Annotated in this window: 20 protein-coding genes and 1 tRNA gene; 11 read left to right on the forward strand and 10 right to left on the reverse strand. The window is 59.8% G+C overall.

All coding sequences use genetic code 11. The annotated features are described in order from the left end of the window. Positions 1-7: 7 nt before the first annotated feature. Positions 8-346 (reverse strand): P-II family nitrogen regulator, encoded by a 339-nt coding sequence (locus BRO63_RS10335; RefSeq protein ID WP_006218735.1) that lies wholly within the window; start codon positions 344-346, stop codon positions 8-10. Positions 347-889: 543 nt separating this feature from the next. On the opposite strand from BRO63_RS10335, the gene BRO63_RS10340 reads away from it, so the two are divergent. The 10 genes from BRO63_RS10340 (at position 890) to BRO63_RS10385 (ending at position 9,005) form a co-directional block, all read left to right on the forward strand. After that, on the forward strand, positions 890-1,300 hold the full coding sequence (locus BRO63_RS10340; protein ID WP_088139711.1) for a DUF5339 family protein: 411 nt from the start codon (positions 890-892) through the stop codon (positions 1,298-1,300). 180 nt (positions 1,301-1,480) lie between these two features. Continuing rightward, positions 1,481-1,732 (forward strand): accessory factor UbiK family protein, encoded by a 252-nt coding sequence (locus BRO63_RS10345; protein WP_088139712.1) that lies wholly within the window; start codon positions 1,481-1,483, stop codon positions 1,730-1,732. A gap of 184 nt (positions 1,733-1,916) precedes the next feature. Continuing rightward, positions 1,917-3,446, forward strand: coding sequence for a YifB family Mg chelatase-like AAA ATPase (locus BRO63_RS10350; protein WP_088139713.1), 1,530 nt, complete (start codon positions 1,917-1,919; stop codon positions 3,444-3,446). A 324-nt stretch (positions 3,447-3,770) separates the two neighbouring features. Then, positions 3,771-3,968: a 50S ribosomal protein L35 gene (gene rpmI, locus BRO63_RS10355; protein ID WP_006218740.1), complete on the forward strand. Its 198-nt coding sequence runs from the start codon at positions 3,771-3,773 to the stop codon at positions 3,966-3,968. Between the two features lie 17 nt (positions 3,969-3,985). Next, positions 3,986-4,345, forward strand: a complete 360-nt coding sequence (gene rplT, locus BRO63_RS10360) for a 50S ribosomal protein L20 (protein ID WP_006218741.1) — start codon at positions 3,986-3,988, stop codon at positions 4,343-4,345. A gap of 75 nt (positions 4,346-4,420) precedes the next feature. Continuing rightward, positions 4,421-5,443 (forward strand): phenylalanine--tRNA ligase subunit alpha, encoded by a 1,023-nt coding sequence (gene pheS, locus BRO63_RS10365; RefSeq protein ID WP_088139714.1) that lies wholly within the window; start codon positions 4,421-4,423, stop codon positions 5,441-5,443. A gap of 13 nt (positions 5,444-5,456) precedes the next feature. Continuing rightward, positions 5,457-7,874 (forward strand): phenylalanine--tRNA ligase subunit beta, encoded by a 2,418-nt coding sequence (gene pheT, locus BRO63_RS10370; RefSeq protein ID WP_088139715.1) that lies wholly within the window; start codon positions 5,457-5,459, stop codon positions 7,872-7,874. Positions 7,875-7,877: 3 nt separating this feature from the next. Continuing rightward, entirely contained in the window at positions 7,878-8,219 is a 342-nt protein-coding gene (locus tag BRO63_RS10375) for an integration host factor subunit alpha (protein WP_042792972.1), read from the forward strand. 57 nt (positions 8,220-8,276) lie between these two features. Continuing rightward, positions 8,277-8,708, forward strand: a complete 432-nt coding sequence (locus BRO63_RS10380) for a MerR family transcriptional regulator (RefSeq protein WP_054458247.1) — start codon at positions 8,277-8,279, stop codon at positions 8,706-8,708. Between the two features lie 220 nt (positions 8,709-8,928). Then, a tRNA-Pro gene (locus BRO63_RS10385) sits at positions 8,929-9,005 on the forward strand. 558 nt (positions 9,006-9,563) lie between these two features. On the opposite strand, the gene BRO63_RS34160 is transcribed toward BRO63_RS10385, so the two are convergent. Both BRO63_RS34160 and BRO63_RS33925 read right to left on the reverse strand, forming a co-directional pair. After that, positions 9,564-9,740 carry a hypothetical protein gene (locus BRO63_RS34160; protein ID WP_179215067.1) on the reverse strand — a complete coding sequence of 59 codons (177 nt, stop codon included), beginning with the start codon at positions 9,738-9,740 and terminating at the stop codon, positions 9,564-9,566. A 589-nt stretch (positions 9,741-10,329) separates the two neighbouring features. Next, positions 10,330-11,082, reverse strand: coding sequence for a hypothetical protein (locus BRO63_RS33925; protein ID WP_143219461.1), 753 nt, complete (start codon positions 11,080-11,082; stop codon positions 10,330-10,332). A gap of 315 nt (positions 11,083-11,397) precedes the next feature. Between BRO63_RS33925 and BRO63_RS10395 the strand changes: the two genes are divergently transcribed. Next, positions 11,398-12,518 (forward strand): IS3 family transposase gene (locus BRO63_RS10395; protein ID WP_088139717.1). Its coding sequence is split into 2 segments (ribosomal slippage): positions 11,398-11,656 and positions 11,656-12,518, totalling 1,122 coding nucleotides; the frame shifts between segments, so codons are not numbered across the junction. A 43-nt stretch (positions 12,519-12,561) separates the two neighbouring features. On the opposite strand, the gene BRO63_RS34165 is transcribed toward BRO63_RS10395, so the two are convergent. From BRO63_RS34165 to BRO63_RS10425, 7 genes are all read right to left on the reverse strand, one after another. Further along, positions 12,562-12,708 (reverse strand): hypothetical protein, encoded by a 147-nt coding sequence (locus BRO63_RS34165; protein WP_179215068.1) that lies wholly within the window; start codon positions 12,706-12,708, stop codon positions 12,562-12,564. 461 nt (positions 12,709-13,169) lie between these two features. Then, positions 13,170-14,045 (reverse strand): phospholipase D-like domain-containing protein, encoded by an 876-nt coding sequence (locus BRO63_RS10400; RefSeq protein ID WP_088139718.1) that lies wholly within the window; start codon positions 14,043-14,045, stop codon positions 13,170-13,172. Between the two features lie 6 nt (positions 14,046-14,051). Next, positions 14,052-16,259, reverse strand: a complete 2,208-nt coding sequence (locus tag BRO63_RS10405; protein WP_088139719.1) for a hypothetical protein — start codon at positions 16,257-16,259, stop codon at positions 14,052-14,054. Between the two features lie 12 nt (positions 16,260-16,271). Beyond that, positions 16,272-20,474, reverse strand: coding sequence for a DEAD/DEAH box helicase (locus BRO63_RS10410; protein ID WP_088139720.1), 4,203 nt, complete (start codon positions 20,472-20,474; stop codon positions 16,272-16,274). A 10-nt stretch (positions 20,475-20,484) separates the two neighbouring features. Beyond that, positions 20,485-23,214 (reverse strand): hypothetical protein, encoded by a 2,730-nt coding sequence (locus BRO63_RS10415; protein ID WP_088139721.1) that lies wholly within the window; start codon positions 23,212-23,214, stop codon positions 20,485-20,487. Positions 23,215-23,247: 33 nt separating this feature from the next. Further along, positions 23,248-24,750 carry an HsdM family class I SAM-dependent methyltransferase gene (locus tag BRO63_RS10420; protein WP_256943276.1) on the reverse strand — a complete coding sequence of 501 codons (1,503 nt, stop codon included), beginning with the start codon at positions 24,748-24,750 and terminating at the stop codon, positions 23,248-23,250. Positions 24,751-25,449: 699 nt separating this feature from the next. After that, positions 25,450-26,559 carry a ComEC/Rec2 family competence protein gene (locus BRO63_RS10425; protein WP_088139723.1) on the reverse strand — a complete coding sequence of 370 codons (1,110 nt, stop codon included), beginning with the start codon at positions 26,557-26,559 and terminating at the stop codon, positions 25,450-25,452.

Here is a 26,559-nt window from a genome sequence, read left to right on the forward strand (position 1 = left end):
TATTTATTTACAGCGCAGCTTCGCCGGCTTCACCCGTTCTGATGCGGATCACTTGTTCCAGCGGCGCGGCGAAGATCTTGCCGTCGCCGATCTTGCCGGTGCGGGCTGCCTGTTCGATGGCCTCGATGACCTGATCGACCAGGTGGTCGGGCACGGCGGCCTCGACCCGCAGCTTGGGCAGGAAATCAACGGCGTACTCGGCGCCGCGATACAACTCGGTATGGCCTTTCTGGCGGCCAAATCCCTTTACTTCGGTGACAGTCAGGCCCTGGACGCCGATCCCGGATAGAGCCACCCGCACTTCGTCGAGCTTGAAGGGCTTGATGATGGCGATGATGAGTTTCATGGCATTTCCTCTCATGGTTGCACGTTGGCTTCGTCTATCAAGCAAATTCCATGCCATGCCGGATGCCGCTCAGCGGAGCAAGCGGGGGCGCTCAAGTTGTGCCTGATTGCACCAATTTGGTGCTTCATGCACCGCCGGACGGCTTCAAATTGGTGCGAAGCGCGGCCCCTTGGGGCAAGCAACAAAATATGTTTGTCGCCCGATATTTGTAGCAAATTGATGCGCAGTTTATTGCGTTTTATGCTGGCATATGAGCTGTTTTATCTGACTACCAGCGCGCTGCCCACTCCCCGTCAGGCCTTGTTGTACGGGCCTTTGGCACAAATCGGCGAGTGTTCAGGACGGCGCTGGCGGCTGCTGGAATTGGCGGGATAGGCGCGGGTGCGTGATACGAGGGTTTACACCCACAAGCTTGTTGTCCAGGAGCCGCTGCAGAAGAATCGATATCAGATCAAGCCTGTCCCCGATGAGATGGGCGGCAGGTGGAGTACTTCCGGTGTTGAAGCAACTCCCAAAAGAAAGCAGGAACGGGAAGGGGTAGTCATGAAGATCCACCGCAAGGCTTTCTGCATTCTGACCCTGGCTGCGGCGCTTGCCGCGTTGGCCGGCTGCGACAAGGTAGATAAGGCCGCCACGCCGGCCGCTCCCGCGTCTTCCACTCCGGCTCCAGCTCCAGCGGCGCCGGCGCCTTCCTCGACCGCGCCTCCCGCGGCTGCCCCGGCGCCAGGCGCCGCAGCGTCCGTTCCGGCCGAATGCGAAGCCTACGTCGCCAAGATCAACGCCTGCATGGACAAGCTGGGTAGCGGCAATCCGGCCGCCGCCGCGATCAAGGAGCAGCTGGACGCGGCCAGGTCCCAGTGGACGGCAGTCAGCGACAAGACGCAGTTGGCGGCGCAATGCAAGCAGTCGTCGGATACGTTCACGCAGTCGGCAAGCCAGATGGGTTGCCCGTAACGATGTTGGTAGGGGGTTGCCGCCATGGCAGCCCGGTTTTCTCCTGTGCTTTGAAGGGCGGTCACCGCATGCGGCCCGCCCTCTTTTTTTGAACGGAGGCGGCCCTTTTTTTCGCCGCCGGCCCGGAAACCGCGTTCCTACGCACTACACTTGAGGCATCAAGAACACAGTGAGGCCGTCATGAACAATCGCACCCAGTGGATGGAAGACATCCAGAAGAATATCTCCGACCTGATCGCCCGCAGTCCGGCCGCCGATGTGGAGCGCAACGTGCGCGCGATGATGACGCAGGCATTCTCCAAGCTGGATCTCGTCACGCGCGAGGAATTCGACATCCAGGCCGATCTGCTGGCGCGCACCCGCGCCCGGGTCGATCAGTTGGCCGCGCAGGTGCAGCAGCTGGAGTCGCGCCTGTCCGCGCTGGAAAAGTAAGCCCGCATCCGGCCGCGCCGAGGCCGGCATGGAACGCTTTCCGGAAACGGCCGCGATCAGCGGCCGTTTTGCATTCGAAGCACGGATCCGCGCCTGACCGGCAGGATGCTTTTGTCACGGACGCCGCCGCGGCGGCCTCCTGTTTGCGGATACTGGCGGGCCCAGCTCACATTCGGAGACCGCCTTGACGCTAGCCGTTCTTGCCAGCCGCGCCCTGTGCGGCCTGGACGCCCATGCGGTGCGCGTGGAAACGCATCTGGGTCCGGGCCTGCCCAGCTTCAATGTGGTCGGCCTGCCCGACACTGAAGTACGCGAAAGCCGCGAGCGCGTGCGCGCGGCCATCCTGAACAGCGGCTTTGAGTTCCCGCCCGGCCGAATCACCGTCAATCTTTCGCCCGCCGATATCCCTAAGGAATCCGGGCGTTTCGACTTGCCCATCGCCCTGGGCCTGTTGCTGGCCTCGGGCCAGTTGGCGGCGCCGGCGGACGTGCGCGATCCGGAATCGCCCATACGGGATCCGGCGCTGGCCGGCCTGGTGCTGGCCGGAGAGCTGTCCCTGACCGGTGCGCTGGTGCCTGTCGCGGCGCCGCTCGTCATCGCGCTGAGCGTTGCCCGAGAGGCGCCCGGCGCCACGCTCATCCTGCCCGCGGGCAGCGCCGAGCAGGCCGCCTGGGTGCCGGAGCTGCGTGTGTTGTCGGCGCGCACCCTGGCCGACGTGGCTGCGCACGCCACCGGCGCCTGCCTGCTGCCCGACGCCGTGCCCAGGCCCTGGCCGGCCGCTGCCCCCGGACCGTGCCTGTCGGATGTGCGGGGGCAGCCAGGCGCGCGGCGGGCCTTGGAGGTTGCCGCAGCGGGCGGCCATAGCCTGTTGATGATAGGGCCGCCGGGGGCCGGCAAGAGCATGCTGGCGGCGCGCTTGCCGGGCCTGTTGCCGCCCCTGGCGCGCAGCGAGGCGCTCGAGGTGGCCGCCGTGGCCGCGCTGGCGGGCTCGTCCGACGCGCCGGCAGGCCAGCCGCCGTTTCGGGCGCCCCATCATTCCGCCACGGCGGCGGCGCTGGTGGGCGGCGGCAGCCGTCCCCGTCCGGGCGAAATCAGCCTCGCACACCATGGCGTGTTGTTCCTGGACGAACTGCCTGAATTCAGCCGGCGCACGCTGGAAGCGCTGCGCGAGCCGCTGGAGACGGGCAGGGTGGTCATCGCGCGCGCGCTGCGGGCGGCGCAGTTTCCCGCCCGCTTCCAGCTGGTGGCGGCGATGAATCCATGTCCTTGCGGTTGGCGCGGGCATCCGGGGCGCCCTTGCGCCTGCACGCCGGACCAGGTGGCGCGCTACGCGGGCAAGATATCGGGTCCCTTGCTGGACCGCATCGACCTGCATGTGGCCTTGCCGCCATCCGACCCCGAATGGATGGGCAAGCCGCCGGGTGAGGCCTCCGGTCCGGTCCGCGAGCGCGTGGCTCGTTGCCGCGCGCGCCAGTTGGCCCGTCAGGGCAAGCCCAATGCCGGGCTCGCGGGGGCCGAGCTGGACGAGCATTGTCGGCTGGACAACAACGCGCAGGCTTTGCTGCTGCAGGCCATGCGCCGCCTGGCCGGTTCGGCCCGGGCCATGCACCGGGCGCTGCGGGTGGCGCGAACCATAGCCGACCTGGAAGGGGAGGACGCCCTGGGCGCCCGCCACATCGCCCAGGCGGTGCAGTACCGGCGGCCGGGCGTATGATGGCGCGGCGCCCCGCCTTGCGGGCCCCGCGCATGCCACGCCGGGCGACTCGACAAAATACGGGAAATCACCATATAATCAAAGGCTTTCCCGGATCTGGGTCAGATTTGATCCGTTCTGGAAAGAATCCGCTTGGCAGCAATGCTGGCGGAAAGTGCTTCGGAAGGCCCTTGGGTAGCCCCTCGGGAAGACCTCCCGGAGTACCCCCAGAAGTGGCAACAGGTCTCCAAGTTTTGCCGCCATGGAAGGTTTCATCGGCCTTCCATGCGTCAAGCACCTGGCGTCATGCATATCAACAATGAGTGTTTAGTTTAGGGAATCAACATGCCCAAGATGAAAACCAAGAAAAGCGCCTCCAAGCGCTTTAAGGTTCGCGGCAGCGGCTCCATCAAGCGCGGTCAGGCGTTCAAGCGCCACATTCTGACCAAGAAGACCACCAAGGCCAAGCGTCAACTGCGCGGCTCGACGGCGGTTCATGAATCCAACGTGGCCTCCGTCAAGGCCATGATGCCTTTCGCTTGATCTAAGGGAGATCTACTATGCCTCGCGTCAAACGCGGCGTAACCGCCCGCGCACGTCACAAGAAAGTCATTGCCGCCGCCAAGGGTTACCGTGGCCGCCGCGGTAATGTGTTCCGTATTGCCAAGCAAGCAGTCATGCGCGCTGGCCAATACGCCTACCGCGACCGCCGTAACAAGAAGCGCACGTTCCGTGCTCTGTGGATCACGCGTATCAACGCCGCCGTCCGCGAACATGGGGTCAGCTACAGCGTGTTCATCGCCGGCCTGAAGAAGGCTTCGATCGAACTCGACCGCAAGGTCCTGGCCGACCTGGCCGTGCGCGACAAGGCCGGCTTTGCCGCCATCGTGCAGCAAGCCAAGGCTGCCTTGGCTGCCTGATCGCGCTTTAACTCATCGCGCATCGCTGCAAACGGGGCTGTAATGGCCCCGTTTGCGTTTTGAAGGCTGGATTTCATGACTCAAACGGTTGACGACCTGGTCTCCCAGGCGCAAGAACGCTTCGCAGCGGCCTCCGATGCCGCCGCGCTGGAAAATGCGAAGGCTCGGTTCCTGGGCAAGGAAGGCGCACTGACGGTGCTGCTCAAAGCCCTGGGCAAGCTCGAACCCGAGCAGAAGCGCGAGATGGGCGCCCGGATCAATCAGGCCAAGCAAAAGATCGAAGAGCTGCTGAACCTGCGCCGCGCCGCGCTGGCACAGGCTGAACTGGACGCTCGCCTGGCATCCGAAACCATTGACGTCACCCTCCCGGGCCGCGGCCGCGCGCCGGGCGGCATCCATCCGGTGATCCGGACCTGGGAACGCGTGGAAGAGATCTTCCGTTCCATAGGCTTCGACGTGGCCGACGGCCCCGAAGTGGAAAACGACTGGACCAATTTCACTGCTTTGAACAGCCCGCTGGACCATCCCGCGCGTTCCATGCACGACACGTTCTACGTCGACATGAACGACGCCGATGGTCAGCCGCTGCTGTTGCGCACGCACACCAGCCCCATGCAGGTGCGCTACGCGCGCATGCACAAGCCGCCCATCAAGGTCATCGCGCCTGGGCGCACTTACCGCGTCGACAGCGACGCCACGCACTCGCCCATGTTCCACCAGGTGGAAGGGCTCTGGATCGCCGAAGACATCTCGTTCGCCGACCTGAAGGGCGTGTACACCGATTTCCTGCGCTGCTTCTTTGAAACCGACGACCTGGCCGTGCGTTTCCGTCCGTCGTTCTTCCCGTTCACGGAACCGTCCGCCGAAATCGACATGATGTTCACCTCGGGTCCGAACCGCGGCCGCTGGCTGGAGATTTCCGGCTCGGGCCAGGTGCATCCGCAAGTGGTGCGCAACTTCGGCCTCGATCCCGAACGCTACATCGGCTTTGCCTTCGGTTCGGGGCTTGAGCGCCTGACCATGTTGCGCTACGGCGTCAACGATCTGCGCCAGTTCTACGAAGGCGATTTGCGCTTCCTGCGCCAGTTCAACGAATAACAGACGGCTGATCATGCAATTTCCCGAATCCTGGCTGCGTACGCTGGTCAACCCCGCCATCGCCACCGAAGAACTCGCGCACCGGCTCACCATGGCCGGCCTGGAAGTCGAAGACACCGTGCCTGCCGCACCCGCCTTCAGCGGCGTGGTCGTGGGCCACATCGTCGAAATCGCACCGCACCCCGATGCCGACAAGCTGCGCGTCTGCAAGGTGGACGATGGCTCTGGCGAACTGCTGCAGATCGTGTGCGGCGCGCCCAACGCCGCTGCCGGCCTGAGGGTGCCGCTGGCGCGCGTCGGCGCCGAGCTGCCTGGCGGCATGAAGATCGGCGTGGCCAAGATGCGCGGCGTGCAGTCCTCGGGCATGTTGTGCTCGGCCCGCGAACTGGGCCTGTCGCAAGACCATGCAGGCCTGCTGGAGCTGCCCGCCGACATGACGCCGGGCCAATCGATCCGCGAAGCGCTGAATCTGGACGACACGCTCTTCACGCTGAAGATGACGCCCAACCGCGCCGACTGCCTCTCCATCCTGGGCGTGGCGCGCGAAGTGGCCGCCCTGACCGGCGCGCCGTTGTCGGTGCCCACGGCCGTCGCCGTGCCGGTCACGCTGGACGAGCGTCTGCCGGTCAAGGTCGAGGCGCCCGATCTGTGCGGCCGTTTCGGCGGCCGCGTGATCCGCGGCGTCAACGCCCGCGCAGCGACTCCCGAATGGATGAAGACGCGCCTGGAGCGCGCCGGCCAACGCTCGGTGTCGGCGCTGGTGGACATCTCCAACTACGTCATGCTCGAACTGGGCCGCCCCTCGCACGTGTTCGACCTGGACAAGATCCATGGCGACCTCAGCGTGCGCTGGGCCCGCGAAGGCGAGACGCTCGAGCTGCTGAACGGCCAGACCGTCACGCTGGATTCGACGGTAGGCGTGGTGGTTGCCGGCGATCAGGTGGAAAGCCTGGCCGGCATCATGGGCGGCGAAGCGACCTCGGTCACGCTCGACACCCGCAACATCTATCTGGAAGCCGCGTTCTGGTGGCCGCAGTCGCTCGCCGGCCGTGCGCGCCGCTACAAGTTCAGCTCGGAAGCCAGCCACCGCGGCGAGCGCGGCGTGGACTTTGCCACCATCCCCGAGCACATCGAATTCATCACGCGCCTGATCGTCGACATCTGCGGCGGCGAAGCCGGCCCGCTGGACGACCAGATCGTCAACCTGCCCAAGCGCGAGCCCGTGCGCATGCGCCTGGCGCGTTGCCACCGCGTGCTGGGCGTGCCGGTCACGCAAGCCGAAGTCGCCAAGATCTTCGGCAGCCTGGGCCTGGACTTCAAGATCGAGGGCGACGACTTCATCGTCACGCCGCCGTCCTACCGCTTCGACCTGGAGCTTGAAGAAGACCTGATCGAGGAAGTGGCCCGCATCTACGGTTTCGAGAACATTCCCGTGGAGCCGCCGATGGCGCGCGCCAAGATGTTCTCGCAACCGGAAATCCGCCGCGGCGCCCATGCGCTGCGCCGCCTGGCCGCCGCGCAGGACTACCAGGAAGTCGTGAACTACAGCTTCGTCGAAGCCGACTGGGAACGCGACTACGCCGGCAACGAAACGCCGGTGCGCCTGGTCAATCCCATTGCCAGCCATCTGTCCGTCATGCGCTCCAGCCTGATCGGCAGCCTGGTCGCCAACATCCGCCACAACGCCAATCGCAAGCAGTCGCGCGTGCGCCTGTTCGAACTGGGCCGCGTGTTCACGCGCGATGCGTCCGTGCAGGATGGTCCGCTGGAAGTGGCGGGCGTGCGCCAGCCGATGCGGCTTGCGGGCGCGGCCTGGGGCCCGGCCCTGGAAGAGCAGTGGGGCGTGGCAACGCGCCAAGTGGACTTCTACGACGTGAAGATGGATGTCGAGGCGCTGTTCGGCGCGCGCGGCGGCCGTCTGCGTTTCGAGTCCGCGGCGCATCCTGCATTGCATCCGGGCCGCAGCGCCCGCATCGAACTGGACGGCAAGCACGTCGGCTGGATCGGCGAGTTGCACCCGCGCTGGGCCCAGCAAGCCGACCTGGCGCATGCCCCGGTCGTGTTCGAACTGGACGCCGCAGCCTTGTCCGAAGGCGAATTGCCGCAAGTGCGCGAGCTGTCGCGCCAGCCCGTGGTGGTGCGCGATCTGGCGCTGTGGGTCGACGCCGAGGTGTCCGCGCAATCGATGCTCGACACCGTCTTTGCGGCCGTCAAGGCTGATCCGCAGCTGGCTGTAGTGCAGGACGCGCGCCTGTTCGACGTGTGGCGCGAGAAGCCCCAAGGCAGCGAGCCCGTCGCCGAGAAAAGCCTTGCTTTCCGTTTCTGGCTACAGGACACTGAGGTCACGCTGGACGAGGCCCGCGTGGCGGATTGCCTGGCGCGCATCAAGGAAGCCTTGGTGGCTGCGCATGGCGCGCGCCAACGCGCCTGAACCATGGGGAACAGTATGCTTGCTGCCGAGCCGCGCACTCTGACCAAGGCTGAACTGGCCGAACTGCTCTTCGAGCGGGTCGGCCTGAACAAGCGCGAAGCCAAGGACATCGTCGATACCTTCTTCGAGGAAATCCGCGATGCCCTGGCGCGCGGAGATTCCGTCAAGCTCTCCGGCTTCGGCAACTTCCAGGTGCGCGACAAGCCGCCGCGCCCTGGCCGCAATCCCAAGACTGGCGAAACCATCCCCATCGCCGCGCGCCGCGTGGTCACCTTCCACGCGAGCCAGAAGCTCAAGAGCGTGGTGGAGCAGGCCGCGCCCGCAGCATCCGACGCCGAGGAGTGATACGCTTTGTCGGCAATTGTTATCGGCACCTGACGCATCGCGGCATAAAATCCCCTTATGACACGTACCGAATCCACCGTTACCTTACCGCCCATTCCCGCCAAGCGTTACTTCACCATCGGTGAAGTCAGCGACCTGTGTGGCGTCAAGCCCCATGTCTTGCGGTATTGGGAACAGGAATTCACGCAGCTCAAGCCGGTGAAGCGGCGCGGCAACCGCCGCTACTACCAGCATCACGAAGTGCTGCTGATCCGCCGTATCCGTTCGCTGCTGTATGAGCAAGGCTTCACGATCAGCGGCGCGCGCAATCGCCTGGGCGACGCGCGCGACGTGCCGCACGATCAGGACGCGGCAGTGCGCCTGTCGGGCGCCGAGATGCAAGCCCTGCGCAACGAGCTGGGCAACGTCTCGACGATGCTGGCCGAAGCCTTGGGTACCGCAGCAAACGCTGCAGGCGCAAGCGCCAGCAACGTCAGCCCTGCGGCCTGATCGTCGGCGCATCGTCTTCCCCACATTGTTTGAACGAAGTACCTGCAACGCGCGGCTGATGCCGCGCGTTGCATTGAGCAGTACCTCGCGCCGCGCGCGTCGATGCGCATGCGGTTGATGCAATCGATGAACGCAGCGCGAAAATTTTTTTGAGTATTCAGCACTTTTTTTGCACGAATGCGTGCAAACAATTTTTTGTTCTGCTATACTCTTTTTCTTTCGGGGCGTAGCGCAGCCTGGTAGCGCACTTGCATGGGGTGCAAGGGGTCGCGAGTTCGAATCCCGCCGTCCCGACCAGTAGTTCCAAAGGCCGTCAGTGAGAAATCACTGACGGCCTTTTCATTTGCTGGGACTCACTGTCTCTCACGTTTACGCCACCCGCCGCTTCAGTATTGTCAACGTCGGACTGCGCGTCTCAGTTGCTGCAATGCGGCTCGCATACTCAGTCAGCTTGGTCAGTTCGGCCGCGGAGTAAAACGAGGTGATGCAACCCACCGTATGGCCCAACAGCGCCTTACGATCTTCCTCTGGCACATCTGCTGTGCGCAGCCGGCGCCCGAAGGTATGCCAAATAATGCACGCGGACCCGGCCAAAGTTGGGATGAGCAGACACTCCGTGCAGCTTCTTCCTCCTCTCAGCAGCGCACTTACGTGCGCTTCGCCAGGCCGTGTCTCGTTCATCCGGTTCAGCGCAGGCGTCCGGCATCATGCGGCATGAAACCCAGCACGAAGTTATCGGAGTTGCGACTAGTGCGGCTGAGGCCGCGTTGCGCGGCACGGGCGAAAGGTATCCGCTGAAGGCCACTCGTTTGGTGGCGAATGCGGCCGTTGAGGCTTGGAGTGTGGTGAACGGTGTTAACCCTTCACCTTCTCCTGATGCTGCCGGTGGAACTCTTCAATGAAAGCCCACGCCGTAACAGCTAGCTCTTTGCCTGCATTCTCGCCTGGGTATGTCTCTTTTATGATGCTAGGTTGGCGTTGGAGCATTGCGAGAAAAGCTTCCATCGCCGCTGCGTATTGTTGTCGATCCATGAGGAACCCTCCTGTGGGGAAGTTGGTAGTGGTTGATCGCCAAGTCCGGGACATCCGGACAACGCCGATGGTAGCTGCAGGAAGGAGGGCTCGCCAGTTTCGCGCCGCCATGGCGCGGCGCGGGGGCACGCGGTTGTGCATGGGTAGGGTATGCACGACGTGCACATCCGAGTCAACGCCGTCGAGTTTGTGTTGCACGTGGCGGTGACCCGTCGACTTGAGGGTGCCACGCCTATACCGATAGGCGAAGTCCTCGAGGACGCACAGGCTTTCCTTGATTTTATGCAACGCTCGCCACCGAAGCGGTGTCTACGCGCCTCCTCTGCTCGGCAGAAAGCAAAGAGTATGGCACTCGTTCGTCCAGGGTGAGGACGTAGCGATGCGCTCGGGTAGCGCATTTTGCTTCGTCACTATCTGGACCAATTGGCTGAATTCGACATTCAAGTCAGTGGTGCGGAAATTCTGGGCGAGTTGGAGACCACTGCTTAACTTCTGAGAATTCAACCCGCAAGATCGCTGTCATTCTGTCATTCTGTCATTCGTCATCAGTGCGCCTAAGAACCCTGCCGGGAAACCGAGTGGGGTTCGTTTATGTCCAAAAAATCGCACGCGCGAAGGGATCAGCTGAACGCAACCAGCCTAGGATTGCACTGCTAACGATCCATTCTCGCAGTGCTGCCACTGCTGGCGAACGTAGCAAGTGCCCCCATATGGCCAAACTGGCGCAGTAATTCGCGATCGCAGCCCATATCAGCGGAAACACGTACTCCCAAAAAGGCCAGACTGGTTTGAATACTTGGCCGGTCGCGATCCAGCCGCTTTTCATGAGCATGGCTGTGCTGACTCTTCGCGTGACAGTAAATGCTTCGGTGAGAAAGCCGGGGCGCAGAGTGCCGTCCGCTTGCTGTACGTAGCCGCGCCACAATGCTTTAGCAGTAGCCTCACGTTGTGTTGAGTCGTATGTCCATGGGCTTCCATGTGCCGGTTGCATTAAGACTAGCCAGCATTGCGCATTAGGCGCGGGGGGGCAGTCACCGGTGGCCCATCCATGGGGAAGTTGCTGGCCTTCCGCGGGACTGGCACGATCGAGCATCGTAGTGACGGCGTTCTCGACGTGGGTTCCACTTTGCTTCCACCACGCCTCTAAAGGTTTGCGGGAGGCAGGGTCGAGAAAGTACCGGACCGCGAAGTACCAGAGGCCGACCAATGCCACGAACCAAACCTTAATGGGGCTTACACCCTTCAGATCGACAAGGCCGATCAATTTTCCGTCGATAGGCAAACCGAGAACGAACACAGTCACCATACCGGTGGCGAGCACCATAAGGTTGCGTCGTGTCATGCCGGTTTTGTCGTCACTGCCTGTCGGCTCGCTCATCTCTCGTCGGTTCTAGTGTGAAGTGAAGTCGAATATTATTTCATTTTGTAAGGTATCCCATGGTTGAATCGAAGGGAGGCGCATTGCAGTCTGCGAAAGACGGGGCTCGGCGCACATAGCGCAAGCTGTCGCCTACCGCCTAAGACAATCGTCGAGGCGGCGCAGCCGATCGTCGACTCGGAAGGCGTGCCCGTGGAAACTGTCCTCGCCCAGCTACGCTGACCTGCTCCCCGTGGTTAGTACGAAATCGATGTAGAGTCCGTTCACAAAGGAACGGCAATGAAGAAACGATTTACGGAAGAACAGATCATCGGGGTGCTGAAGGAGGCCGAGGCAGGGGCCAAGGTGGCCGAACTGTGCCGCAAGCACGGGATCTCGGAGGCCACTTACTACAACTGGAAGGCGAAGTTCGGCGGTATGACCGTCTCGGACGCCCAGCGACTGAAGGAGCTGGAGCAAGAGAACAACAAGCTCAAGAAGCTGTTGGCTGAATCGATGCTGGACAAGGCCGCGCTTCAGGACCTTTTGAGCCGAAAGTAGCAAGCCCGCAGGCGAAACGCGAAGCGGTCAGAACGTTGACGACCGAGCGTGGCATGGGTATCACCCGGGCCTGCGGGCTGATAGGCATCTCCCGGTCGCTATGCGCTTATGAAAGTAAGCGTACGGGCGATGTGGCATTGACCGAGCGCATGAAGGAGATGGCAGCCCTCAAGCGACGCTACGGCTATCGGCGCATCCATATTCTGCTGCGCCGTGAAGGCTGGCAGACGAATCACAAGCGGGTCTGGCGGCTTTACAGCCAAGCCGGTTTGAGCGTTCGTAAGTGTCGCCGCAAGCGCATCGTGCCCGCGGATCGGGTAGTTCGTCCTGTTGCGACGGCGCCGAATCAGAGCTGGTCGATGGACTTCGTGTCCGACGGTCTGGCCTATAGCCGCAGGTTCCGGTGCTTGAACATCGTCGATGACTACACGCGCGAGTGTCCTGCCATCGAGGTCGATACATCACTGCCGGGATTGCGGGTGGCACAGGTGCTGCAACGGCTTGCGGAACTGCGTGGGCTGCCCAAATCCATCACCGTGGACAACGGCCCGGAGTTTGCCGGCAGGGCCTTGGACGCTTGGGCCTATCAGGTCGGCGTGAAGCTGTCGTTCATCAGACCAGGCAAGCCCGTGGAGAATGCATACATCGAGAGCTTCAACGGAAAATTCCGCGATGAATGCCTGAATGAGCATTGGTTCATGTCGCTGCGCCAAGCCAAATCCTTGATCGAAGACTGGCGCGTCGAGTACAACACCGAACGCCCGCATAGCGCGCTGGGATACTTAACGCCGGAGCAGTTTGCTCAGGCGCATCGGCAACAACAGTTTTTAACCCTGGACTCTATGTCGGTGCCGTACTAAGTCTGGGGGCAGGTCAGTTCTGCCCATGGTTGCGGCGGACCTGTCAAGACACACGATTTTTGCCGCCGGCAGCCCAGGCTTTGTTGCCGCGAGCGTTGAGGCGGCCATGCGCCGGGGCGCAAAAGTGGAGGCGATTTTCACAGAAGGTTTCCACGCTCAGCAACGGCCAACTGTGGTTGATGATGAGCATCTGCTGCTCGGAGTCGATGTGGCTTAACGGGACGTACGGGCTGGTGCCAGCAACAATGATGGCTCGATCAGGCGTTGCTGGCGTTCGATGCGGAGCAGCGGGAGGGGCGTCGACCTGTCATCAGCTGCATTGGTGACGCGGGCGCACCTCGCTCTAACGAAGTTGTTGACTCGCATGCTTCAGAGCAATGTAGAAGCGGCGAGACGTGACAGCCGCAATTCACAGTCTTCGGATTCTTTCCTAGCATGATCGTAGCCGATTGGAGCGGGTCGAACGGAAGTGGCGCTCGCAGTGTGATGAAGGGGAACGGTGGTCCGGAATGATAGGGGCTTAGCGCGGTAGGGGAGGCTCGTGGTGCGGTACCGGTGGGGTACCGGAACAAGAGACTCAGGTCGGCGAGGCTTCTGTCAGCGCGGTATGAGAAACCGCCATCGTTGTGTGTCTTGCTGTAAGGTCGGGATTCAAGCCCAAACGGTGGAAGCGGCTAGAACTGACTCAATAACCTCTGCCACACTAGCAGCGGCACGCCCCTCTACTACTACACCCATCTCCATCGAATGCCCAAGTGAGGCTGCGGTTATATTCGATGACCCGAGGTAGGCTGAGGTGCGATCACATAGAACCGCCTTAGCATGAAAGGTCTCTCGACCGCCGTCTCCTCGTAGGATCGAGTAGTTGTACACCCGAATCCCCTGAGCCTTAAGCCAAGGTGAAATGGCATCGAATCCCAACGGGTAGTCGTTCCGCCTGTTGTCTTCCAGGCTTCGAAGAATCAAAGCTCTCTCGACTCCCGGAGACACGTATGACAACAGCTCTTGTAGCCAGGCCGCACCCTTGCGATCAAAAAACGGTGTCATCACGACCACACGACGTTGGGCTCCACGAACCATGCTATGGAAGGCGTGGTCCGTATGGTCCAGGTCAGCCGTTCGCCAGCCCAGCGCCGACAGCTTTTGCTCCAGTACACTGGGCTGCGGGGGCTTGGTAAGCACAACTTGCGCCACAGTCAAATCGCGGTGCACGGACGACTTGTAGTATTCGACCGAGTGTAGAGAAAAGGCTAGTCGACGGAATCGGCCATGTATGTGGCTGCGCGGTTTGAATCCCGTCGTTGTTGCCTCAATGAGTCCCAAGCCCACCGAGCGCTCGAGAAGGTGCTGTGTCGCGATTTCTTCAGTCACGCCTAGTTGCGCCGCGCCGACTAGCGAACGGGCGGACTGAACGGAGTCGGCGGGTAGGCTTGCCCATGCTTCTAGCAACGCTGCAGCGAGGCCAGCCTTTTCGGCCAGACCCGCCAAAATGGTCTTTTCGAACGCAGTCAGCTTCTGTGTCGGCATTTTTGACTATGGCTTGACCATATCCAAATAGCCGGAAATCGGCATGCTCCGCTTATCGAGACGAGGTCGCCCTCCGATAGAGCGCAGGACCGACCGTGATAGGAGCTTATTTCCAGCAATGCAGCTTGTCTCCGGCATCATCACGCAGTCGGGGCAGGCGCCACCGCGATTCGTGCAAAGTGAGCCCGTACCGCATTGCGTTGCTTTGGAGCCGAGCATCGCTGTCAGCATCGCCGGACCCGCATTGCGCCATAGCGCGGACAGGTTACCAAGGTCCATGGTAGTCCCATTGCGATAGACGACGAAGGCCAAATCTGTGGGAAAAATGTACTCGCCGAGTGATCCAAGGTCTAGGCCGGAGTACTCAGAAATATGCTTCATCAGCAGGTGAGAGTAGCTATGAAGTAGGGTGTACAGGTAAAAATAAACTGGCGGAGTCGTGGTTTCTGGCAAATTGTCCAGGAAGGGCGCCATTGGTTGCGCTACCCCCAGGAGGCCTGCTCCAATCCGCTCTCCCGCGTTTAGCGAGAACATGTCTGGGCAATTTAGGCTGGTTAGCCATTCGAGAACGAGTTTTTCGTTGAGCCGCACATACAATGCCTCATTGCCCTGCTGCAGGACGTAGACTGGATACCGGGTAGAGTCGTTCTGCTTTACTGGGGGGAACAGGTTCAGCCGCACAGGCATGTCCATACCCCGCTTGTCTCGGAGAATCGGAGTCGACTCCATACGTGAGTAACCAAAGCTGAAGCGACACAGGTCGAATTCTCGGATGAGGCCCATGTCCTCCAGGCCGAGCCTATCAAGCAGTGCACGCGTCGTGCTCTGGACGTGATCTGTTTGGTCCTTGTCTTCCGGCGCCAGGTCCTCGTCCAACCGAGTGAAGGACACATACGGCCTCTTGCCGTTAGTCCGTGTCTCCACGTCAAGTCGTGTGCTCTTGAGCGCCGCGTGCTCTATAGCCAACCGGAAAGGATCGAACTTGGAGGCAAAGGTCGTTTGCCTGTGTTGAAGATTTGAGACAACAGCCAAAGGAAAATCAACCTTTGGCAGCAAGATCTGTCGTTGACGCAGGTCATCAATGATGCGTTGGCGGGTAGTGTAGGCAATGTCCAAGAAGCCTTTAATCGTGCTGCGGGCAGGTTCAGGGTACGTCTCAAGGTCTTTTTCCACCGTCCCGATTTTCTCGACAGCTGCTAGGTAATCCGCCAAGTCCTTCGAGCACTCCGGCTTGCCCTCGCAAGCTTTTCGGACGTCCTCATCGGTAATGGGCTGGGCGGAAAAACCATACTGTTTGGCTACGAAGTCCATAAGCTCGGCCTCTCGCCCTGGCCGCAGTCGGGTTAGTAGTTGCTGACTGCCATCCTTAAAGTCGATGAACAGGTCCGACTTGACGTAGTACGCACTCGACGCGCGGTATGGGGTCGCTTGCATCCGCACCTCGGTCAGTCGTTCCGGTCCCATTGCAGGTCCGAGAATTCGCAGCGTATCGCGATCGTTCTGAAGCCACTTCGGGGAGAGCGGCTTTTCGCATGCAGCGCATTCAAAGAACCAGTCACCGATGCCAGCAGAGCGCCGGTTTAGCTTGAATTGGTAGCTCCCGCAAACGCAGTTGTCACGGCGCTTGACGACCCTGGCGTCGCGGTCGCTCCAATGCCACTGGCCCGGAAAGGCCGCCTCCCAGTGCCCGGACCAATGCACAAAGATGACATCGAGCTGTTCCCAGTCGCATTGACCGCTTTTTTTGGGATTGGGACAATAGTCGGGCGTGAGGTGATCGAGTTTCTTGTCCAGGTCTGCGAGACTCTCATAGTCCTGGAACATCCCGCAAGTGCGGCAGACGAACGTCAACGGCGCCGGCGTGTACGCCATATTTGAGGGCCGGCACAGGTAGAAGCGATCTTGACCTGGCAGCTGAAACTGCGTCCTTGTTGGGTCCAGCAGTACTTGGTCGACACACTGTGCCGGCAAAATTCGCGGTTTTGTCGGGTCACCGTCGCGCGCGGACGATGCGGTGCTGAACCAGGCTCGTCCAAGCTCGTTCATTCGCTCAAAGATCAGATTCATAGTCGAATCCGACAGCTGGATGGGCTCGCCCACGGCCGAGCGTGCGATGCATGCCCCCATGCCACCTTCAAACGTGAAGAAGCTCTCCGGCGCGTAGGCCGTCGCTAGCTGGTTTCGCGAGCGGTTCATTGTCTTTGCTTTTGCCATCTTGTTCTTCCTTCAGCTCCGTGCTTCAGTAGCGCTATCTGTCGAATCGATGTCGGCGCCTGAACCTCGCCGAATGAAGGTCATTGCTCGAGCCGTCATTCCTTCAGTCACGCGCTTGGAAGACGCATCAATGGCTGACTCGTGAATAAGCCCCGGTTGGTCCACATCGCGTAACGATGTCATCGGACGGAGTAAGCTGTTTCGCGCCGCAAAGAACTGAACCAATCGAGTGCCATTCACCAATCGATCTACGTGTAAGTCCTGTTGGTAGTGGGTCAGTTGATCTTTAAGCAGCGAGCGGTAGTATTGTTTCCCTTCAGGGGAGGGTGAAAAGGAAAGACCGAGAGCCTTTTCCATAAACGACTCAGTCGCCTTCATATTGGCTGGCACGGCCAGGAAGTCGCGCACATCGGGTGCTTTGGAAAACGTCGGGCTGTAGCGCTTCTTGTCCTCATCCAATGCGCAAAGACTCTCAATGGCGTTCAAGCCACAGACATATTCTTGGAAGAAGCTCGGCATCACCCGCACCAACGCCTTCTCAGCCCAGCGATCAACGGCTGCGGGCAGGATCATCCTCTCCAGGAACCGATGGAAGATGTCATGAATTTCGAGAACGAATCGGTCACGATATCGCTGCGGCACGGGCACCAGCAGCGAAAATCCAACATGTGTTCGGCCTACGCGTGACGAAGCCTGGATGTACTCTGCAATGTCAGAAGGTATGCCTGCGAAGAACATCGCATTGAACTCTTCAACGTCGACGCCGTGCGAAATGGCGGAGGTGGCAATGACGGAACGAAGCGTATTGTTCAGTTCGGGGAAAGGCTTGTTGACGTCGACGCGAGTCTCGGCCCGTCGGACGATGTCCTGGATGTCGGCGGCGGATACCGCTCCTGATATCAATTCCGAGCTCAAAGTCTGGTCCGCGTAACCCTCTATCTTGTGAAGCTTCTCGAACTGGACTTTTTCTGTATCGATGACCTGATCACCTCCCTTTTTATTGGTGACATAGGTCAGCGCAATTCGGTGTAAGTCAACCAATGTCAACAGCGTTGCTACGTCCGCGCTCGTTAGGAGTCGTGTGAATTGCGGTTGCAGGGGGCCGGAGGAAACCCATCGAATCAACTCACTACGAGCCGCGGCCTGCTTGGTCGGATCCATGCTACGCAACCTCTCATAGAGGCCAGTAAGCATTAGGTGGTAGTGCCCGAGCACTGAAGCCATTGCCACCGTGTGGCGATGTCCGTTGGTCAGAACGGACACGTAGAGCCGTCCCCAATGGCTGCGAGTTTCTACGTCGTCAGGCGCGATAGCTGAGCGTTCGGCGTCGTCTGGCGAGGCATCAGGTTGAAGAGGCGTCGCATAGAACGAGTCGTAAAGAGTCAACCCTGGACAAGGGAACTGGATCGTATTGTCGCGCTGGTATAGGTTCCGCATCTGGCGCTGTGGCTCACTAACCGTGGCCGATGCTGCGATGACCTTGATTTTTCGACGAACACTAGATTCAGGTTCATACGCGAGGTGACCCTTTAGCAGCAGCGAAAGCTGGTCGAACGCGGCCTCCAACGCAGACTCGAACAGGCTTGAAAACGTCCCCAACGACTCGTCCAGAAGATGGGCCTCATCCTGAATTAGCAGAGCAGGAAAAGGGTCGAAGAATCTCTTTTCTCCGTCCGCGAACGAGGGGAAAAGCGCGCGAGTGTCTGTGCCGGGATGACCGTCCCATTCTCTGGGCCCCATTGGTATGTACAGGCGCCCACTATCGGCCTCGACTAAGGGGGCGAATCCGAACATGCCGAAGAACTTGCGGATGGTCCCCTGCGACTGTCCGATGGCCGCAAGCTTATCTACCGTACCCAGCAAAACCGAGGGGGCCAAGTCGTAGATATCTTCATCCACGATGTAGAAAGGCAGTGGTGTCGGTCTGTCGAATCTCGCGTTCCAAGAACACTTGGCCGCGGGGGTGGTGCAGTAGTGTCCTAACGCGTTGGCTCCGGTGCCTGATTGCCGACGTAGCGCAAGCAAGCTGCCGTCCTTACTGGCACAGAATGGGCACGCTGACAACTTCAGCCAGCGCTCACGCGCACTCTTGTAGGGCTGAACTTCCCTGTGCTTGAGTTCCGCGCTAAGTGGCACTTCATTGTCACCGGGCACGTCGGTGTAACCGTCCTCGGAATGCCAGTTCGGCGTGTTGCTGCCTCCTACCCAGAACCCTAGTGAGAAGGCGTCACCAGGGTGACCGCGTGTGTACCGTACCTCCTCAGCCGCACCCATCGTCGCAAAGGTGCGGCGCGCTTGCTGCAGCGTGAGTAGCCGTAGGGGATACCGCATCAGGGCCGACACGCCTCTATGTTTTCCTCTGAGGCGATCGAGAAAGAGTACGAACGCAAGCAGACCCAGGAACGCCTCGGACTTGCCGCCACCTGTGGAGAAGTACAGCAGAGTCACGGCTTCGGCGTGCATCGCGACCTCGGGTGTGTAGAAGTCGTGAAACTCAGGAATTCGTGTTGCGAATGCTGGAATCGACGCCAAAATGAACGCGAGCTGGAATAGCCTCCATTCGCTGTAACCCTTCGACTTGGCTACCTTGGACATGGCGGTGTTCATAGAAAGCCAAGCTTCGAAAGGGATGCCGAGTGGCGACTTTTGGACTCCTGGCCCGCTCCAATGCGCGTGTGACTTCTCAAGGATGTCCAGACCGCAACGAATAGCTCCTAGCTCGCGTCGCCATGCTGCGAGGTCCACGTGCAGCTTTTCCCTTTCGGCAGCGAGATGTTCAATCGCATTTGGGCCGTCGAGTCCCCGATCCACAGGATGCGCTTCGGCCTTGGTCAGCCATGCCTCGTAGTCCGCGATAAGCGGTCTTAGCCCGGCCAGGTAATCGGGTTGAGAGAGTCGCTCGATATTGCGTTCCACGGCGCCGTCGGTCGGGATAGCGCGGGGCAACGTGTACCGCGGCGTCCAGGTGGTCGTCAGTAGATGTTGTTCACCGTTGACAGAGAGGGTGACGCCCCCATTAAATCCGAGTGCCGGGTATTTGAGATACTGGTTATACCGGTAGGATGGCTTCACGCGGTCTAGACGCAGGAACTTGTGTTCGGCCGCCGGCACTCCTACGGTTACTGAGACCTGAAAGAGTGTGGCCTCCACCTCTTTAAAATTGGTCTTCGTTGGCGGATCGCTCCAGTTCTCTATCGCCACATGGACCGTCATGCGATCCGCATCTACCGGATCAGGCGTCACCTGAATGACCCAACGCAAATCAAACTTGGGCAGAACAATAGGAAGCGTCGAGGCACGCACCCGTTCCAAGTAGTGATTCCAGTTGCGCACGTCAGATGGCAATACGCGTGTGCGCTTGTATCCCCACAGTTTCCCGCCGCTTTCCGTATTCGAACTGGCAGCCCAGTCCGCCAGTTGCGTGGCGATGGCTTCGTTCAGCGAATAGGTAGCCAACTTGGCATCGGCTTCGGCGGTAGCCGGTGTGAACTCGAAGGCAGGCATGGTGAGTTCGAGCCGAAGCCACTTTGCTGGGGGCGGGATGTCTTCAGCCAAGCCGTCTGGTGTGGCCACTCCCACAGCGACCTCCTGCACTGGTATCGCCTCACCATCTTCTATGCCGCTGGAGCTCTCGCTTTCCTCACCATCTACATTTGCTTCTTCCTCTGCCGGTGTACGATCCAAACGGTTGTCGAAAAGCAGCCCCATCGATTCATAGATTCCTTTGCGGACGTCGTAGCTTTTCGCTCCCCACTCGGGGTGTTTCTTGCCTCCAGGCAACTCGGCCATGAGCTTCGTCAACGCATCCTTGACCTTGCCCCGAATTTCGGACCGAGCCTGACGGGTCAAGGGGAAAGTGGCTTCCAGTCTTCCGCCAGCTTTCACCTCATCTTCTGTGGGCAGAATCCGGACGTATACGGCACCGGTCAGGGAAGCCGACAATTTCGTACCTGCAGCTGTCGAGTTGATCTGAAAATCCATGCCGTGAGCACTGATTCGGATGGGATCTGCCTCCTCGTCGCCGTCGCGTTCTTCAGGAGGCATCGGAACGATGAACTCCGACATCAGTGTCGCACTCGGCTTAGCCCCATAGACGACTTGGTAGAACTCTCCCCGACCCGCCAACCGTGCCGACAAACCGTTTAGCAGGCTATCTACCACCGCCTCCTTGTATGCAGGATGAATGTCACGCGGATTCTCACTGAGGATGGGCACTTGTCTCTCCTTAGTTGCCTGGGGTTACTCGACCTGAGGGGGGTACAACGTGTTCGACGCGATAGACGCAACGCAATGCGTCCTGCTGAAGCTCCCGGATGACATCTTCATGCACCTTTCGATAGGTCATGGCGCTCTCGGGCTGAAACAGGATTTCGGCATATCGAGCAACCAACTCTCGCCCCAGATATTGGTTCAATCGTCGTGCATTGCGCACGAAAGCCCAGTGTTGCTCGGCCTCTTCGTCGCTGATACCCAATGCCTGGCAAAAGATCTTGAAGTACTTGGCATCCTTAGAGGCATGGGGTCGTTTGTCTTCCTTGGTCAGCGCCAACCAGTAGTAAACACGACCAGGCCGGCAGTCCGCCGCAGCAGGGGAAAGCTCGAGCATCCTGGCGTGAATCTCGCGTGCCAAAGCCGATCGTTTCGTAGACTTGAACATGAGCGCGCAACGGCGTTGTACGTCGTCGTGGTACAGCTTGAGCAACGTGCGGACCGGATCTACAACTGAACTGACGCCTACGCCATTAAGCTGCAGCGCTGACTCCAGTTTGGCGCGCAGTGTGTCGCTCATGTCGAAGATAAAGTCGCCGGGCTGAATTGAGCTAGCGGCCGCGCGACGAAATGGAGGATCTTCATCAGGCGCGTGACGATAGACCCAACCAGAAGCAAATACCCGGGCACCACCTTCCAGATCAAACTTGTGGTAGACATGTTCGCCACTCTGGCCGCTATCTTCAAACTTGAACGTCAGAGGCATTTCGCGCAGCTTGTTGATGATGAGCGGATTCGGAATTTCCGCAAGTCGCCGTTCTAACTCCAGCGCTAGAAGGCCGATTCGTCCGCGGTAGGGTTTAAATTCGTCCACATCTTTCATGCTCGTAAGCGTCTTCAGCGTGGAATCAGCTTGGCGGTAGGCGACCATTACAGAGGTACCGTGTGGGACCTCGGGGTGTGTCATCAAAATTCGCAGCACATCCGAATTGACGCCCACAAAGGTGAAATGCTTGCCATTCTGATCACCGGAAAGTGTTTTGCCCACGGCCGAGAGCGTATGCCACTCAATGCGGCCTTCTGTATCGGCCCAGATTGTTCCCAGCTTTCTCTTCAGGAATCGATGCGCGAGGAGCACATAACGGTTGCTCGGCATCACTAGGGAGATTCCCTTCCGGCCTGCAATGGCGTGTTTACGCACCTCGGCCAACATGCGAGCCGCCATCGGGGTGGCCTCGTTCCAGTCGTCGATCAACTGTTCCGCGCGCGCGACGGACCGTGCGACATCGTCGCGCACTTGGTTCAATGCTCCCGAGGCCAGTGCTGCGTTGATCTTGATCCCTATTGGAGTCCAGGCGTTTCGATGACTGTCGTAGTCGTTGCCTTCGGTCTCCGCGGACGCGGCGGTGAGATCTGTGTAACCTGCTGGCATATTGGACAGCCTGAGGACATACATACAGGCATCGAGTAGCGCTTGGTGCGCTGGACTTTCCTCGTTACCCACTGCCGCAGCGAGGCGCTGGAAAGCCAGAGCGACTTGGGATGCATCCCGATCGACGATGCTTACGCTGAAGTTCGAATTACTCCGTTGAGCGGGGTGCCAGTCGTCGGCGACAGGATGTGCTGAGAACAGAACTTCATCCGCTTCTGCGGCCCATACTCTCGTCGTGAACTTGGTTCCAGATTCGTACAATTTCGCTCGCAGAACAAAAAAGCTCTTTGGATCGTTGGTGACGATAACGGCACCCGTATCGGAGAAACCATGCGCTCGCGCAAATGACAGGAAATCAGGGATCTTCTTGACAGCGGTGTGGTTCGTACGCCGAGCGTCATCAGTTGCATCCAGCAGAAAGACCTCCGGATTTCCTTTCCCCTTCAATGCCGGGGCAGACAAGGCTGTCCGCCATGATTCCTTCTTAGCGGTGTGATGCAGGACCATGAGTGCCCCGGGCGCTTTGTCGGGGATACTCCACTCGAGGGCAACCCTCTGGCGCAGATCGCGCCGAAGCGCCTGGCGCTCGACCTTCGCAAGCGTGCGCTCAAGTGGGTTGGATGTCGTTGTGACCCAGTCTCTCTTCGTAGGATCAAACACAAAAGTTGGGACAAGCTCCGCGAGCGACGGGTTGGGGGCTTCCGGCGTGTACTGAGTCAAATCGTTCAACGCCCACAAGGCAGCCAGAAACGCTGGCGATGATGTGTACGTCTGCGGCTCAGTAACGTTCGCCTGCTGCACCCACAGCGTCCGATAAAACGCGCTCAACGCTTCGCGGTTGGCGAGTATGCTATGCAGGGGGGAGCGGCAGGCATGGGTGCCGGGATAGAGCAGGGTGCGAAGGCCTCGAAGGTCCTTGGCGAAAACACGCTCGATATTGGCCATTGCATGCAATAAGGGCAGCGCCGTGATCTTCGCCGGCCAAATTAGGCACAACGTTGTTCCCCCCAGTTCGGCCGCCTCGAGCACCGTATTCACAAGCTCTTTGGCCCACGGTTGGGTGGCTACTGTCTCGTTGGCCGCCCGCGATTGGTAGGTTAGGGCGGAACTACCAGAGCGGACCTGGGCCCATGGCCGATGTACGCGTACCGACTCCGGTTGGCTGGGGGCAGGACGCGGTGCAGCGCGAGGCTTGGCCGACGACGACGTTCCTCCTATGGGCTTGGCGGTGTATTTGCGGGCCCGTTCAGCATGGTTTCCACGCGCCTTTGCTTGGTCCGCCAGGCGGTCTGCCAGTGATTTAAATTGAGACATTGGATAGTCCGAACAGTTGCTTGCCTTGCCTGTTCACTCCTTGAAAGTGAGCCCAAATGCGTGGCGCGCCGCTTCGTCCATGGATTTGCCGTCGGCGATTCCCGCTCGAAGAGTTTTCGGATCGGGTAGCGCGAGTTGATTGAGTTCGAATGCTGAGACGTTTGTGGCACCCGATATACATCGGAAGTAGCGTTCGATCACATGTGCGCCCAGCAACTTTGCCAGCTTCGTTGGGGAGAGCGCCGGCGTGACCGCAGTTGCTTCGATAATGACGACGTGATTCTCGCCAATGAAGCCGCCATACGTCTCAAAGACGCCCGGAGAGACAGCAGCAACGACCAACCGCCGAGGCTGGTCGTTGGACGTCACTCGCTGCATGACCACGCATGGCGACACAATCACAGACGTGTGCTTTCTGTCGCCGAGGTCGACAAAACGGTGCTCACCGGCAAAGGAGGACGTGGCTTCTAGTCTAACGATGCCGCCTGGAGTAATGTCTCGTGACCACATTAGTGGCATTGCGGTGCGTGCTTTTGCCCTTCGTGCATCCTGAAGAGAATCGAACTTAGGTCGTTTATCGCGGTTCCAGACGTACGATCCAATACGAACTCGGTAACCGTAGTCGGACAGCCGGAACGGCGAGTGGGTGGCTGTCTTGAGTAAGGCCACATCGCCGATAGAGCGCGGAATGGGCCACACGGCCCCTGCATTTGGCAGGGTGCATTCACCTACAGGCGCGTATTCGCCCGAGCCCGAAACGACCGAGACGTTCGCTCTTAGTTGTGTGCGCTCCTCTTCGGCGCGGCGACGCAACACCGTCAAAGCGGTCTCTTGTTCGACGTCGATGAACACACCCTGACGATCGCTGACCATGCCAATATGCTCAATGTCGGTGTGGCGGATGAGGAATTGGCGTAGTCGTCCGAAGTGCTGCCCAGACAGAAAGCTGGTCGGGGTGACCAATGCGGCCCGCCCGCCCTCTCGAAGAAGGCGAACGCAGAGGCAGATGAATAGGCAGTAGAGATTCGGCTGAGCCTCGATGACGTCGGCATATCTTGCGCGCAGCGGCTCCAGTTCTTGAGAAGTCATCTTGCGGTATGGCGGATTGCATACCACAACGTCGACCGTACCGAAGCGCGCCGTCGACCTAGCCAGTGAGTCAGCCACTTGCACGTTGAATGATGGGACGTAACCGGTATCCTGGATCTCCTCGTGAAGAGCCATGCACAGGAAATGCTTGGACAGCGCGCAGAGCGTCTTATCCAGGTCATAACCGTAAAGATGCGTCTCAATGTGCTGGAGGATCCTTAGCGTCGGACTTCCCTTAGCCCGTAGCAGCGCCCGCATGCGTTGCGCAATGGGGGCCAAGAAGGCGGCGCCGCCGCAGGCAGGGTCCATGAAGGACTCACGGGAAAAGTCGGCACCCTGTTTCGTTAGGTCATCAAGCAGTCCTTCAGTAAGCGACGGCGGCGTGAAGAACATCGCGAGCCTTTTCCGATAGCCCTCATCGGCCAGCATGGCGTAGGCGGAACTCAACCAATATGTCGCCTCGAGAAAATCTAGGCCGCACAGCATCGTCACGTATGCCGTTACTTGCGGTTCGCCGGCAAGGGTCTTGGAATATGGTAGAGACGGCTTCGGCAGGGCTGGGTAAGCGGTTTTACACCAGAGACGAAGCACGGTGCCCACGAGGGTCGGGGCGTCGCATCCGCATTTCTCGGCGGCTCGGCCGAGTGCTCGGATGCGTTGTCTAATGGAGAGCTTCGACAACCTCGCCATCAGACTGCCTCCCCACTCCCAATGGTTTCAGTTGTTGAGCCAATTGAACACTGTGCTGCCATGCTGTCCTCACTAGGAACGGTCTTGTTTGAAGCTTTTCCTGAGTCGGCGAGATTTTCCTGATAGTCTCCCAGCCGATTGAAAATTGTCTCCACTATTTCATATAGTAAACAGTTTTAATAAATGTAAATCAAGTCGATAAGTTTCCTTACCGATGCGGCTGCATTCAGGCGAGGTTTCAAAGGACCCTGTTCTGGAGAGCGCGGCTCCCAAATTTCGCGTGCGTTGATTCGTTTGTCGATTCAAGGACGCATGCACTGCAAGAGTGGCGCCCCCCTATCGCCGGTGCAGAAAGCCATTGGGGTAGGGGGCGATTGCTGTTTGGCTGTGGGGGTGTCGAACCTACGAACGGCGGGTGTCCGTAGAGGATCGGTAGCGGCGCGCCGCTCGAGCTAGCTAAAGATCGATCTTGATGCCGCTCCCCCCGTCCTTGGGATAGCGGGTCTGAAATCGCTTGCCATGCCGTCCGTCCTGCAGATACATGTCGTTAAACTTGGTGCTGTAGTTGAACCAGAGGACGGGCTTGCGATTCACGCGCGCTCCCATGATGACTGCTTCGACCGCGGCGGCATCGGGATGCTTATATTTGGCGCCGTTGGTACTAAACAGATAATGCCGAGCATCCACGAGTTGCATGAATTCCTGAGTGATATTTCCGTCGCTTCCGTGGTGGGAAACCTTCACTGCATCGACCCTAAGGGTTTTCTTCCCCGCGGGGAGCAGCTTGCGAATGGACGCACAGATCCGGTCCATGTGCGCGTCCGCCAAGAAGAGGCAGCTCTTGCCCGCATATTCGGCCAGGAAGGCGATACTACTGCCATTGGCGTCCGAGGAATCCGCGCCCTTCAGTTGGCTGGCCAGCTTCTCGGTGATGTCTTGGGGCCCCAACAACAGCCCCTCATCAGGAAGGTATTGCGATTTCTTGGCTAAGTAGTCCCATGCGGCCTCCAGGTCGCCAGGTTCGGTAGCCCACTTTTTGATGTCGTCATCCCACTGATTTGCCATCTTTTCAAGCTTGTCAGTATCCGGGGAAAGAATGGTAATTTTCATGCCCCCGGGCAGGGTGACGGAAGGCAGGGGCGCTTCGTCGTCCGCACCGACCTTGACGGCCTCGCCATCAAAGGACTTGTTCCAGAGGTCGTTGGCTCGGTTGTGAATCAGCGCACTTAAGAATTCTCCCTGCTTTCCACCCAGGTCCCGGCCGGGGCGCATGTGCTGATAGCCATTGAACCAAATCTCCTGCGGCAGCACTTTCCACTTCGCTCGCTTGGGAGCCAACATGCGAATAATGCCTTCGATGTGATCTGTGTCGACATGCGTGACTACTAGGAGTTCGAGGTCTCGGTCATCTGCGGGGACAGAATCGAGCTTTTCCTGGATATCCGCAAAGGCCTCTATGGGCCCGGCGTCGATCATGACACGGAACCGCGCGTCGTCCGGGCCATACTCTATCCAAAGGGCGTCGCCATGACGTGCAGGCAGCATTTCAATAGTGAAATTGGACAC

Source organism: Achromobacter xylosoxidans (genome assembly GCF_002192695.1).
Lineage (GTDB): Bacteria > Pseudomonadota > Gammaproteobacteria > Burkholderiales > Burkholderiaceae_B > Achromobacter > Achromobacter xylosoxidans_C.